General features: G+C 74.9%; 12 protein-coding genes and 2 pseudogenes. 9 read left to right on the plus strand and 5 right to left on the minus strand.

Annotation, left to right across the window (positions count from 1 at the left end; genetic code table 11):
• Positions 1–499 precede the first annotated feature (499 nt).
• The 8 genes from ACW69E_RS24500 to ACW69E_RS24535 all read left to right on the plus strand — a co-directional run bounded on the left by ACW69E_RS24500 (position 500) and on the right by ACW69E_RS24535 (position 8,048).
• Entirely contained in the window at positions 500–925 is a 426-nt protein-coding gene (locus ACW69E_RS24500) for a phage tail protein (protein WP_457500461.1), read from the plus strand.
• Between the two features lie 67 nt (positions 926–992).
• On the plus strand, positions 993–1,715 hold the full coding sequence (locus ACW69E_RS24505) for a CIS tube protein (protein ID WP_457500462.1): 723 nt from the start codon (positions 993–995) through the stop codon (positions 1,713–1,715).
• Positions 1,712–3,538, plus strand: coding sequence for a VgrG-related protein (locus ACW69E_RS24510; RefSeq protein WP_457500463.1), 1,827 nt, complete (start codon positions 1,712–1,714; stop codon positions 3,536–3,538). The genes ACW69E_RS24505 and ACW69E_RS24510 overlap by 4 nt, the downstream gene beginning before the upstream one ends.
• Positions 3,539–3,580: 42 nt before the next feature.
• Complete coding sequence (locus ACW69E_RS24515; protein ID WP_457500464.1) at positions 3,581–3,898, plus strand: PAAR domain-containing protein; 318 nt, start codon at positions 3,581–3,583, stop codon at positions 3,896–3,898.
• Complete coding sequence (locus ACW69E_RS24520) at positions 3,898–4,320, plus strand: GPW/gp25 family protein (protein ID WP_457500465.1); 423 nt, start codon at positions 3,898–3,900, stop codon at positions 4,318–4,320. The genes ACW69E_RS24515 and ACW69E_RS24520 overlap by 1 nt, the downstream gene beginning before the upstream one ends.
• A complete protein-coding gene (locus ACW69E_RS24525; RefSeq protein WP_457500466.1) occupies positions 4,320–6,284 on the plus strand; it encodes a putative baseplate assembly protein in 1,965 nt (654 codons plus the stop codon). The genes ACW69E_RS24520 and ACW69E_RS24525 overlap by 1 nt, the downstream gene beginning before the upstream one ends.
• A complete protein-coding gene (locus ACW69E_RS24530) occupies positions 6,281–6,844 on the plus strand; it encodes a phage tail protein (RefSeq protein ID WP_457500467.1) in 564 nt (187 codons plus the stop codon). The genes ACW69E_RS24525 and ACW69E_RS24530 overlap by 4 nt, the downstream gene beginning before the upstream one ends.
• 457 nt (positions 6,845–7,301) lie before the next feature.
• The gene (locus tag ACW69E_RS24535) at positions 7,302–8,048 is read left to right on the plus strand and encodes an NADase-type glycan-binding domain-containing protein (RefSeq protein WP_457500468.1); all 747 of its coding nucleotides are present in this window, start codon (positions 7,302–7,304) and stop codon (positions 8,046–8,048) included.
• Between the two features lie 62 nt (positions 8,049–8,110).
• Here ACW69E_RS24535 and ACW69E_RS24540 read toward each other — a convergent pair whose 3' ends face one another.
• The 5 genes and pseudogenes from ACW69E_RS24540 to ACW69E_RS24560 form a co-directional block, all read right to left on the minus strand.
• Positions 8,111–8,593, minus strand: coding sequence for a hypothetical protein (locus tag ACW69E_RS24540; RefSeq protein WP_457500469.1), 483 nt, complete (start codon positions 8,591–8,593; stop codon positions 8,111–8,113).
• 155 nt (positions 8,594–8,748) lie between these two features.
• Positions 8,749–9,519: pseudogene (locus ACW69E_RS24545) on the minus strand (NmrA family NAD(P)-binding protein); the annotation flags it as partial.
• Complete coding sequence (locus ACW69E_RS24550) at positions 9,438–9,617, minus strand: NAD-dependent epimerase/dehydratase family protein (RefSeq protein WP_457500510.1); 180 nt, start codon at positions 9,615–9,617, stop codon at positions 9,438–9,440. The gene ACW69E_RS24550 and the pseudogene ACW69E_RS24545, both read right to left, overlap by 82 nt.
• Positions 9,618–9,690: 73 nt before the next feature.
• The gene (locus ACW69E_RS24555) at positions 9,691–10,287 is read right to left on the minus strand and encodes a TetR/AcrR family transcriptional regulator (protein WP_457500470.1); all 597 of its coding nucleotides are present in this window, start codon (positions 10,285–10,287) and stop codon (positions 9,691–9,693) included.
• Positions 10,288–10,463: 176 nt separating this feature from the next.
• Complete coding sequence (locus ACW69E_RS24560; RefSeq protein WP_457500471.1) at positions 10,464–11,099, minus strand: TetR family transcriptional regulator; 636 nt, start codon at positions 11,097–11,099, stop codon at positions 10,464–10,466.
• 200 nt (positions 11,100–11,299) lie between these two features.
• Here ACW69E_RS24560 and ACW69E_RS24565 point away from each other — a divergent pair.
• A pseudogene (locus ACW69E_RS24565) lies at positions 11,300–12,502 on the plus strand (alkane 1-monooxygenase).
• Positions 12,503–12,661: the final 159 nt, after the last annotated feature.

A 12,661-nucleotide genomic window follows, 5' to 3' on the forward strand; every position in this document is an offset into this window, starting at 1 on the left:
AGTGTCTGGAGTTCCGACGTGTGCTCTGCCGCTCGGGGGGCGGGGGGGCGCGCGCGGGCGACGGCGGGCCGGCCCCCGGCTGGGCGCGCGCGGGTCGGGGGGGGGCGGGGGCCGCCCGGGTGGTCGGCCCCGGGGGGGGGGGGGGCGGGACCCCGGGCACCCGCGGGCGGGGACGGGGGGGCCCGGCCCCCCCCCACGGGGGGCGGCAGCGCCGCCGCGCCCGCGGGCGTACCGGCCCGGGAGGCACCGGCGCGCGGCCGGCCGCGGTCGGCCTCCGCGCCGGCCGCGCCCGCCGCCCCGCCCGGCCCCGGCAGGGGCACGGCCCGTCCCCACGGGGCGCCGCAGGACCCCGGCCTCGACCTGGACGACCTGGCGCGCCGTCTGCTCGACCCGGTGGCCCGGCTGCTCCGTGCCGAGCTGCGGCGCGGCCGGGACCGCGCGGGCCGCCCCTACGACGGACGCCGCTGAAGGCACGGAACGAAGGACGGACGACGGACCGATGACGGACAGCATCTTCGCGACGAGCGTGTTCTTCCGGCTCTCGATCGGCGGTGACGACCTGGGCGCCTTCCACACCTGCTCCGGCATGGGTGCCGAGGTCGAGATCGAGAGTTACGCCGAGGGCGGCAACAACGGCTTCACCTGGAACCTGCCCGGGCGCGTGACCTGGTCGAACATCACGCTCACCCGGCCGGTCACCGCGGACACGGTGAAGATCGGCCGCTGGCTCGACGAGACGCTGCGGCGGGTGGAGCCCAAGGAAGGCGAGATCGTGGCGCTGAGACCGGACCTGACCCCGATCGTCGGCTGGCAGGTGTTCGGGATCGTCCCGGTGCGCTGGCAGGGCCCGTCCTTCGATCCCTCCAGCTCCCAGGCGGCGGTGGAGACCCTGGAGATCGCCCACGAGGGGTTGCGCCCCTCCTGACATCCGCTCACCCACACCTCCCCGGACACTCCCGCCCCGCTCCCGCTACCGGAAAGGAGACCCCCGCATGCCCCCAGCGGTCCGTACCGGCCGGGCCAGGGCCCAGCTGACCCTGAAGGAGCCCCCCGCGTCGGTCGGTGCGAAGCCCGGCGGGACGATCGCCCGGCTCGACCTCCAGTTCAACCCCTCCACCCTGCAGTTGCAGAAGACCACCGAGTGGCGCCGTTCCCCGTCCCGGATGGCGGGTCAGTCGGCACTGCCCGAGTTCGTCGGCAGCGGCCCGCGCACACTGAGCCTGGAGGTGTTCCTGGACGCGACCGCCACCCACGACGACTCCGTGGAGCAGGCCGTGGAGAAGCTGATGAAGGCGTGCGTGCCGACCCCGGCCAGCCTGAGCCGCGAGAAGCCGGCCAGCCCGTGGGTGCGGTTCGAGTGGGGCACCGCGCGGACGACCTCGTTCGACGGGGTGCTCTCCAGCCTGGCGGTGACGTACACGCTGTTCGACGTCGACGGCAGGCCGCTGCGGGCCACCTGCGCGCTGTCGATCGAGGAGGCGAGCGTCGACCCGCCGGGCCAGAACCCGACGTCCGGCTCACGCACCGCCCGCAGCACGCACACCGTGGTGGCGGGCGACAGCCTGGCCCTGCTGGCCTGGCGCGAGTACGGCGACGCGACGGCCTGGCGGACGATCGCCGAGGCGAACGGAATCGACGACCCGATGGCGCTCGTGCCCGGCACCGAGCTGGTGGTGCCGGGGCTGCGGGACGCGGGGGGCGGGGAGGAGCGGTGACCACACCCGAGGCACGGGGCGGCCGGTCCTTCGCGGCGGACCCCGTCGTGGAGACGCCCGCCCCCCTTCCGCCCGTCTGGGCCGCCCAGCTGGTGAGCTGTGTGGTGGACGAGAACGTGGGGCTGCCCGACGCGGCGCAGCTCACCTTCCGCGATCCCGACCACGAGTTCCTGAGGGCGACCGGCATCACCATCGGCACCCCGCTGCGGGTGTCGGTGGTGACCGTGTCCGGGCAGACGCGCGAGCGGCTGTTCGACGGCGAGGTGACGGCCCTGGAGGTGGACCGCGACCGCACGGGCTCGTTCACGGTGGTGCGCGCCTACTCCAGGGCGCACCGCCTCCAGCGGGGCCGGAAGGTGGTGGCCTACCGGAACATGACGGCCGCGGCGATCGTCCGCAAGGTGGCCGCCGGGGCCGGACTGGCCTGCGGAACCGTGCAGGCCGCACCGGTCACCTACCGGCAGCTGTCGCAGGCGAACGTCTCCGACTGGGACTTCCTGCAGTACCTGGCGGGCGAGAGCGGCGCACAGGTGCGCGTCGACGACCAGGGGCTGCTCCAGTTCACCCGGCCGCGGCCGGCCTCCGGCGCGCCCTCCCCCTCGACCCCGGCCACGCGGAACCCGATGGTGCTGGAGTACGGCCGGAACCTGCTGACGCTGCGGGCCTCGCTCTCGGCCGCGGACGGGGCCTCGTCGGTGGAGGTGCGCGGCTGGGACGTCACCACGAAGCGGCCGCTGGTGTCCCGGCATCCGTCGGTGGACAGCGAGACGGCGGTCCCGGGCCTGAGTCCGGCGATGGGCGCCCGGTTCGGCAAGGCGGCGAAACTGACCGTCACGGACACCCCGTACCGCACCCAGGCCGAGGCGACGGCGGTCGCGGGCGCCACGGCCGCCCAGGTCAGCGCGGGCTTCGCCGAACTGGAGGCGGTGGCCGAGGGCAACCCCCTGCTGCGGGCGGGCAGGCCCGTGGCGCTCGGCAACGTCGGGCAGGCGTTCTCCGGCCGCTACACGGCCACGGCGGTGCAGCACGTCCTGGACCCGCACGGCGGGTACCGGACGACGGTGTGGGTCGGTGCCGGCCCGGACCGCTCCCTGACCGGCCTGGTGACCGGTGCCAACGCGCCGTCCCGCGGCCCGCGCATGCCGGGTCTGGCGATCGGCGTGGTGACGGACGTGCGCGAACCGGACGGCGCCGAAAGCGGCGCGGTGCGGCTGAGGTTCCCCTGGCTGGACGACACCTACGTCACCGACTGGGTGCGTACCGTGCAGTGGGGCGGCAGGGGCGGCGGGGGCGTGGTCAGCCCGGAGGTCAACGACGAGGTCCTGGTCGGCTTCGAGCAGGGCCTGCTGGACAGCCCGTACGTCATCGGCGGGCTCTACAACGGTGTGGACCGGCCCTCGCCCCACGACGTACCGCTGGTCGACGGCACCAGCGGAAAGGTCAACCGCCGCTCCGTGGTGTCGCGTTCCGGCCACCGGGTGGAACTGCTGGACGTAAGCGCCCCGGGCCCGTCCGGACTGCGGCTCACCACCGGTGACGGACGCCTGGAAGTCTTCCTCGACGACCGGCGGGGCCGGATCGAGCTGGCGGTGCGCTCCGGCACGGGCCGGCCTCCCCTCACCTCCGTCCGGCTCGACGACAAGGGCATCGCCCTGGACGCGGGGCAGGGCGACGTGAGCGTGTCGGGCCGGAACGTGAACATCAACGGCAGCGCCGGGGTCAAGGTCGCCGGCCGTTCGGTCGACGTCACCGGCAGCTCGGACGTCACCGTCGACGGCGGTCTGCTCGGCGTCCTCAAGGCCCGGCTCATCCGGATCAACTGACCCCCCGCCCGCCCCCATCCGACACTCCCCGAGGAGCACCGCATGCCAGCCGCAGCCCGCACCGGCGACCCCACCGACCACGGTGGCCGGATCACCACCCCGCCGCCCGGCGCCGCCGCGGCGGTGGCGCGCGTGCTGATCGGCGGCCGCCCCGCCGCGGTCGTGGGCAGCCTGGTCGTCTGCCCGATCCCCCAGCACGCGGCCCTGGGACCGACCAACGTGATCAAGCCCGACCCGGCCGCACTCGCCACTGGAACGGTGCTCGTCGGCGGTCTGCCGGCCGCGTGGGCGCGCGGGCGGAGCGTGTGCGGCGCGATGGTCCTGACCGGCGAGCCGAACGTCCTGATCGGGGGCGCGTGATGAGCGAGCGGTTCATCGGCCGCGGCTGGGCGTTCCCGCTGCGGGTCGGGCCGACCGGCGGTATCGGCATGGTCGACAAGGACCGGGAGATCGAGGAGGCGATCCGCCTGGTGCTCGGCACCGCTCCCGGCGAGCGCCCCATGCGTCCCGAGTTCGGCTGCGGCATCCACGACTACGTCTTCGCCCCCGGCGACGGCGCCACCGCCGGGCGCGTCGCCCAGCAGGTGCGCGAGGCCCTCCGGCGGTGGGAGCCGCGCATCGCGGTGGACGAGGTGGTGGTCGCCTTCGACACCGTCGAGGCCGGCACCCTCTACATCGACGTGCGCTACACCGTGCGCTCCACCAACGACCGGCGCAACCTGGTCTTCCCCTTCTACACGATCCCCTCCGACGAGGAGACCGGGGAGAGGAGCGCCGGCTGATGGCCCTGCCCTCCCCCAACCTGGACGACCGGCGGTTCCAGCAGCTCGTCGACGAGGCGAAGCGGTACGTGCGGCAGCGCGCGCCGGAGTGGACCGACCACAACGTCTCCGACCCGGGCGTCACCCTGATCGAGACGTTCGCCTACCTCGTGGACCAGTTGCTGTACCGGCTGAACCGGGTCCCGGACAGGAACTACACCGCGTTCCTCGACCTGCTGGGCATCCGCCTGTTCCCGCCGACCGCGGCCGTGGCGGAGGTCGACTTCCACCTGTCGGCGCCGCAGCCCGACACGGTGGCGCTGCCCGCGGGCACCGAGGTGACCACCGCCCGCGGCGAGACGGACGAGGCCGTGGTGTTCACGACCACGGACGAACTGCGCATCGCGCCGAGCGAACTGACGCGCCTGGTGACCGCGCCCCGGGCCGGTGACCAGACCGACCGGACCGGTGCGCTCGCCGAGGGCCGGGACGTGCCCTGCTTCCAGGCGGCACCGGAGCCGGGCGACGCGCTGCTGTTCGGCCTGCCGACGGCGGTGCCGCGCTGCATCGTCGCGGTGCGGCTGGACAGCCGTGTGGAGGGCGTCGGCGTGGACCCGCGCCAGCCCCCGCTGGTGTGGGAGGCGTGGAACGGCGGCGGCTGGCAGCCGTGCGAGACCGGCCCGGACACCACCGGCGGGCTGAACCGGCCCGGCGAGGTCATCGTGTACGTACCGGCCGGACACACCGCTTCGGTGATCGGCGGGACGCGGGCCGGCTGGCTCCGCTGCCGCGTCACCGAGGCGGAGCCGGGCCAGCCGTTCTACTCCCGGTCCCCGACGGTGCGCGAGGCGGCCGTGTTCACCGTGGGCGGCACCATGTCCGTCGAACACGCCGAGACCGTGACGGATGTGCCGCTCGGCGTCTCGGAGGGGGTCGCCGGACAGACGTTCCGGCTCGGCCGCCCGCCGGTCCTCCTCGACGGCGAGCCCCCCGTGGTGGAGGTGTCCTCGGGCGAGGGGTGGCAGCGCTGGGAGGTGGTGGAGCACTTCGGCCGTTCCGGGCCCGCCGACCGGCACGTCCGCGTGGACGCCACCACCGGCGAGTTCGCCTTCCCGCCCGTGCTGCGCGAACCGGACGGCACGCTGCGGCAGTGCGGCGCCGTGCCGCCCAAGGGCGCCCGGGTGCGGGTGGCCCGCTACCGCACCGGCGGCGGCCCGGCGGGCAACGTCGCCCGCGGCGCGATCTCCGTGCTGCGCAGCTCCGTTCCGTACGTCGCGCGGGTGGTCAACCGGGAGGCGGCGCGCGGCGGAGTCGCCGGCGAGACCGTCGACAACGCCAAGCTGCGCGCGCCGGACGCGCTGCGGATGCAGGAGCGGGCGGTGACCGCCGAGGACTACGAGATCATCAGCCGCCAGGCGGCGCCCTCGGTGCGCCGGGTCCGCTGCCTGCCCGCCGGCGGCGCGGGCGCGGTACGGGTCCTGGTGGTGCCGGACGCGGTCGCCGACGAGGACGGCCGGCTCCGTTTCGAGCAGCTGATCCCCTCCGAGCAGGTGCTCCGGACGGTCACCGCGAGCCTGGACGAGCGGCGCCTGGTCGGCACCCGCCTCGTCGTGGAGCCGCCGGTCTACCAGGGCGTCACCGTGGTGGCCCGGCTCGCGGCGGCGCCGGACGACACCGACGGGGTGCGCGACGCGGCACTCACCGCGCTGTTCGGGTACCTCGACCCGCTGCGGGGTGGCCCCGACGGCACCGGGTGGCCGTTCGGGCGGCCGGTGCAGTACGGGGAGATCTTCGGCGTGCTGCAGCGCGCCACCGGTAACGCGCTGGTGGAGGACATCCGGCTGTTCCCCGCCGACCCGGTCACCGGGCGGCGCGGCGCGCCGGCGGACCGCATCGACGTGGCCGCGGGCGCGCTGGTCTTCTCCCACCAGCACCAGGTGGCCGTCACGGCCGTCACGGCCGTCGGGCCGGAGGCGCGGGGATGAGCCGCGCCTCCGTGCCCGGACTGCCGAGCAGGTACCCGATCGGCGGGCAGCTGCCCGCCCTGTACTCCGAGGACGACTTCGCGCAGCGGTTCACCGCCGGCCTCGACACCGTCCTCGCGCCGGTCTTCGCCACTCTCGACAACCTGCCCGCCTACCTCGACCCCCGGGTGGCTCCGGCCGACTTCCTGGCCTGGCTGGCGTCCTGGGTGGGGGCCGACGACGACCCGCGGTGGCCGGTGGAGCAGCGCCGCGAGGCGGTCGTCCGCGCGGTGGAACTGCACCGGTGGCGCGGCACCAGGCGCGGCCTGGTCGAGGGCCTGCGGCTCGCGCTCGGCGTACACGCCGAGGTGACCGGGGACGGCGGCGCGGCCTGGTCGAGCACCGCCGGCGCCGAACTCCCGCCCGAACCACCGCCCGAGACCCTGGTCCGGGTGTGGCCGGACCGCGGGAGGAGGGTGGACCCGGACCGGGTCCGCGAGATCGTCCGGGCCATGTGCCCGGTGCACACCGTCTGCCGGGTGGAGGTCCTGCCCGGCCCACCCGCCGACGAAGGGAGGTGACGTCATGCACGTGTGTCCCGCATGCGGGGCGTCCAACGGCCCCGGGGACGACTTCTGCGGCAACTGCGGCTCCTACCTGGGCTGGTCGGACACCCCACCCGCTCCGGGCAGGCGCTCGGAGCAGGCGGCACCGCCGGAGCCCCCACCCGCGCCGCCTCCCGCGCCCACGCCCGCGCCCGCGCCGCCTCCGGCGGACGCGTCCGCCGCGCCTCCCCGCACCCCGCCGTCGCGTATCCGGCCGGCGGGCCGTGGCCGCGGAGAGGCGAGCAAAACGGGCGCCGCGGGCTCACCCTCCGGCGACGACACGGGCCCCGGCACCGCGCCCGGCCGGGAGGAGAGCACGAACCCTCCCCCGCAGGCCGGCCGGGACCGCACCGAGCCCCCCGTCCCCGCCCCTGCCTCCGCTCCCGAGGCGGCGGCGCCGGCCCCTGTGGCGCCCGTACGCCCCGCGAAGCCGGTGGCTCCGCGCCCCGTCGTACGCCCCGCGGCGGTGCCGGAGGAGGCGACGGGGGCGCCCTGCCGCGCCTGCGGCACGCCCAACCCGCCGGGCCGCCGGTTCTGCCGGCGCTGCGCGACGGCGCTGGACCCCGCCCCCGAGCCCGCCCGGCCGCCGTGGTGGCGGACCGTGTGGCCGCCGCGCCGCCGGGTGCGGGCGGGCTCGGGCCGGGCGGTGCGGTTCCTGGTGACCCTGGCCGCGGTGGCGGCCGTGTGCGCGGGCGCTCTCCTGCTGCTGCCGGCCGGGCGCACCCTTTTCGAGGACGCCCGGGACAAGATGAGCAAGCCCAGGCCCGTGACCCCGGCGGACATCGAGGCGAGCGCCGAGATCCCCCGGCATCCGGCGGCGAACACCACGGACGGGCTGAGCAACCGCTACTGGGGCGCACCCGCACCGGGCGCCTCGGTGACCTACACCTTCCGCGAGCCGTTCCGGCTGGTCGATCTGATCATCGTCAACGGTCCCTCCAAGTCCCCCGAGGACTACGCCCGCCAGGCACGCGCGCTCCGTCTGGACCTGGAGGTGACGGAGCAGGACGGCACGAGACACCGCGAGGAACTCACCCTCAGTGACAAACCGGGCCCGCAGACGTTCCCCGTCGGGATCAGCGACGCGAAGACGGTGCGTCTGGTCCTGCGCTCGGCCGTCGACCTGACCCCGGGCCGTCATCTGGCCCTGGCGGAGGTGGAGTTCTTCCGAAGAGGCTGATCCCGCGCCGGCGCGTCGTCGGCGTCCGGGCCGAGGCGGGAAGCCGGGGCGAGGCGGCCGGGTCAGCCGCGCGGAGTCAGGCGGACGACGGACAGTCCGTGGCGCACCACCGCTTCCCTGAGTTCGCCGATGGTCGGCTGACGATCCACGTTGACGGTGATTCCGAGCCGGTCGGCCTTGCGGTGGCCGGTCTCGGCCAGCTTCTCGGCGTACTGCGCGGCGACGGAGTCGGGGTCCTCGTCGAGGACGGCGCGCATGGGGATGCGCTCGCCGTCGAGGGTGACCTCGATGTCGGCGCCCTCCCGGAAGTTGACTCGCCAGCCGCTGTCGGTGAACACGCAGAGGCGGCCGCCGACGTCCTGCCGGGCAGCGGGCACGTCGAACGCCCTGCCGGTCCTCCGGCCGGTGAAGTGCAGCAGCAGAAGGCGCTTCGCGACTCCTCCGCGGCCACGTTCGATCTGGGCCCGGACGACCGGGTTGACCAGCTTCATCAGTGCCTTGGGCGGGTGCCTGCGGGTGACGGCGGGCTGCTGGACCGGGGACATGGTTCGGCCTTTCCGACAGGGGTGGACCGGCAGGGAGCCGACCTGCCCGGGGTGGACCGGCACGGGGGCGGACCGCCGGGAGACGGAGCGGCCCGGCCGGGGCGAACCCCGTGCACGGTGAACGGCTGCCCGCGCGAGCGGGACGGACGGGTGGTCTAGGACGGCGCGGCGCCGGGCCGGGCGGCCCACGCCTCCCGCTCGTCGTGGGCGAACCGCTCGAAGGCGATGGGTGGCCGCCCCAGAATCCGTTCGACGTCGTCGGTGATGCCCGCGGCCAGGTTGAACCGGCAGGCGCTGTAGAGCGCGAGCATGACGGCGGCTTCGGCCCGCGCGGTCCCGAGGGCCCGGGTGTGGCGCCAGAACGCCACCGGGCCGGGCTTCGCGTAGCGCACCGGGCGCCCGAGCTCGCGAGAGAGGATGCTGGCGACCTCGGCGTAGGTGAGTGCCTGCGCCCCGGTGGGTGTCACCGCCTGCCCGACCAGGTCCCCCTGCACGAGCGAGCGGGCCGCCACGGCGGCGACGTCCCGGACGTCGACGAACGAGGTCCTGCCGTTCCCGGCCGGCACGATGATCTCTCCCCGCTCCCGGATCTCCCGAGCGTGGGTCGTGGACAGGTTCTGCATGAAGAACCCCGCCCGTACGAACGTCCACCCCACTCCGGAGGTCCTGAGCCAGTCCTCCAGCGCCCGGTGGGGGACGACGCGGTTGCGTTCGGCGCCCTGCAGGGACAGCAGGACCATGCGCCGTACCCCCATGTCGCGGGCGGCCTCCAGAGCGGGCAGCATGTCGCGCCTGACCTTGCTGATCTGCGGAGGACGCATCACGAACACCGACTCGACGCCGTTCAGCGCCTCGTGCCACGTGGCCGGGTCGGTGTAGGAGAACCACGTCGTCTCCACGGCCGGGTCCGTCGGGTGGGCGCCGCGCCGCGCCGCGCGGCGCGGACCGCGACGCCCCGGCGGAGCAGTTCGTCCACCACATGGCGGCCCACACGACCGCTCGCCCCTGTCACCAGTACCGTCATCTGCGCCTCCGAGCCGGGTCGTTCCTTCTTCGAGCCCCACCGGCCTGCCGGGCGCCGGCGGAGGCGTACGCGGTCACGAGGTCTCCGTCTCCTGCGACGGCAGCAGCGCCCCGTTCAGCAGTACGTCGACGAGGAAGCGCGGTTCGGCCAGGTCCGCGCCGCCCGGGCGTGCGAGCCCGAAGACGAAGTTGAAGAGGACGCCCGCCACCTGGTGGGCGGGCAGGCGAAGAAGACCGGCGTCCTGGCCGAGGACGTCGGCCAGTGCGGCGGTGATGGCCCCGACCGCGTCGTCCCGGCCCGGCCCGCCTCCGTCCGGGGGCGGCTGCCCGCAGGCGGTGGCGAACCGGTGGCCGGTCGCCTGGAGAGCGCCCACGACCGCGCCCATGCGCCCCAGGTGGGCGTACACCGCGTCGACCGAGCTCTCCAGGCGCGCGGACAGGGGCTGGTCCCTCGGTATCGCCGCGAGTTCGTCCAGCACCTGATCGGGCCTGGCGGCCTCGGCGAGGCAGGCTTCCATCAGGTCGTCCTTGTCGGCGAAGACCCGGAAGATCGTGGCCTCGCCGATGCCCGCCGCGCGGGCCACCTTCGCCGTGGTCACGGCGGTGCCGTACTCGGCGATCAGCGGGATGGCGGTACGGATGATCATCTCCCTGCGCTGCTCCGGGCTCATTCCGGGAGCTCTGCGCCGGGCGGAAGGCGTTGCGGACACGGTCGAACCCTACGGTGTGAGTACTCACTCCGGCAAGTGGACGTACGGCGGCTCTCCGCACGGGCCCGCTCGCGCCACCGCGGGCGGCGCACTCGCCCCCTCCCGCGCGGCCGCGGCCCCGCCCCTCCCCCCGCGCCTCAGGAGTCGTAAGCCACGCCCAGCACCGCGCAAGCGGCCCTGGACACGAGCTCGGACGCACCCGCGGTCAGGGTGGAGGGCAGCAGCATGTGGCTGATCGCCAGCCGCACGGCGAGGTCGGCCGCCTCCACGCGCCGCTCCTCCGCCACGTCCGGCACCACCTCGCCCAGCCAGTGCGCCAGCAGATGCCAGGCGCTCGTGAAGACGGGGTCGGGCCTGCTCGTCAGGAACGGCAGCAGCGCGTCCGTGCCACCGCGCACCGCGGTCAGTACCGCGCCGACGAAGGGGTTGGCTCCGGCTTCGGCCAGAGCGTGGGCGACCGCGGCCTCCAGCGCGGCGGCGACGTCGTCCCGGTGCTCGTCCAGCACCGCTGCGAGGCCCAGGAGGAACGCCTCGGTCTCGAGCCGCACCAGTGCCTGCCCTATGCCCGCCCGGTCGCCGAACTCCTTGTAGATGGAGGGCCGCGACACCTCCGCCCGCAGCGCGAGATCGGCCACCCGGACACGGTCCCAGCCGCCCTCGGCGGTCAGCGCACGGGCCTCGGCCAGCACCCGTTCCCGCATCTGCTTGCGCCATGCCACCCGGGGCGGATCGGCACGGGGCCCGGGCGGGGAGGGCGGACGGCGGTTGCGCACACCGGCAGTGTGCCACCGCGCCCGTGTCCGGTCACGGCCTCCGCGGCCGCCCTGCGATCTGACGGAGAGTCAGAACGTTTACACAGCGCACCTCTTTGTCAGCACTCCCGTGCCGTGACACTTTCGGCCCACCCCTCATGCGCACCTGCGCCGCTTCGCAGCCGGTGCGCGAAAACGCGTCCCATCGTCAGGGAGCCCCCATGAAGCCAGCGCCGTGTGACACCCGCACCTGGCGGGACCCCAAACGCCGCCTGTGGCCGCTCGCCCTCGCCGTCCCGACCCTGCCCTTCCAGGCAGGCGGTCTCGTCTCCCTCACGGGGGTGGACTCGTTCTGGTGGTGGGGGCCGTTCTTCGCCTTCGTCATCGTTCCGCTCGTCGACCGGCTGACCGGGGCGGACGGCGCCAACCCGCCGGAGGCGGCCGTACCGCGCCTGGAGGCCGACCACTACTACCGCTGGTGCACCTACCTGTACCTGCCGATCCAGTTCGGCGCCCTGGTGTGGGCGTGCGGCCAGTGGGCGAGCGGCCGCCTGTCGGTCGCCGACAGCCTGGGACTCGCCGCGACCACGGGGGTCGTGGCGGGCGTCGCCATCAACACCGCCCATGAGCTCGGCCACAAACGCGAACTGCTGGAGCGCCGTCTGAGCCGCATCGCGCTCGCGCAGACGTGGTACGGGCACTTCTACGTGGAACACAACCACGGCCACCACGTGCGGGTCGCCACACCGGAGGACCCCGCGAGCAGCCGCATGGGCGAGAGCTTCTGGCGCTTCCTGCCACGCACCGTCCTGGGCAGCCTGCGTTCGGCGTGGCACCTGGAACGGCGCCGGCTGAGCCGCCGCAGGCGCCCGGTGCTCGGCCCGCACAACGACGTGCTGACGGCGTGGGCGCTCTCGGCCGTGCTGTTCGCCGCGCTCACCGCGGTGTTCGGCCTGCGGGTCCTGCCCTATCTGGCGCTGCAGGCCGTGCTCGGCTTCTGCCTGCTGGAGACGGTCAACTACCTGGAGCACTACGGCCTGCTGCGGTAGCGGCGGCCGGACGGCCGTTACGAGCGGGTGGCTCCCCGTCACAGCTGGAACAGCAACAGCACGGTCAGCAACCTGCTCCTCTTCCAGTTGCAGCGGCACTCCGACCACCACGCCAACCCGCTGCGCCGCTACCAGACCCTGCGGCACTTCGACGAGGCACCCCAACTCCCCTCGGGCTACGCCACCATGATCGTCCTGGCCTGGTTCCCGCCCCTGTGGCGGAAGGTGATGGACCACCGGCTCCTGGCGCACTACGGCGGCGACCTGACCCGGGCGAACGTCCATCCGCCCCTGCGACGCCGTCTCCCCGGCGATGCGGACACCGGCCGGGAGGCCCGGGCGGACGTCCGCCGGGACATCCGGAAGGGCGGCTGACCGCCTCCCCGGAAACGCCCCGTCCCGTCCCGCTCCCGGACAGGAGGGGACGGGGCGGCGGCCGTACAAGACTGTCGTCGTGGTCGGTCCACACCGGCAGCGCCGCCGCGTCGGCCAGGGGCACGGGCCGCGCCCCAGTAGGCGTGGCACACGGTGCCC

Source organism: Streptomyces sp. SS8 (assembly GCF_054072955.1).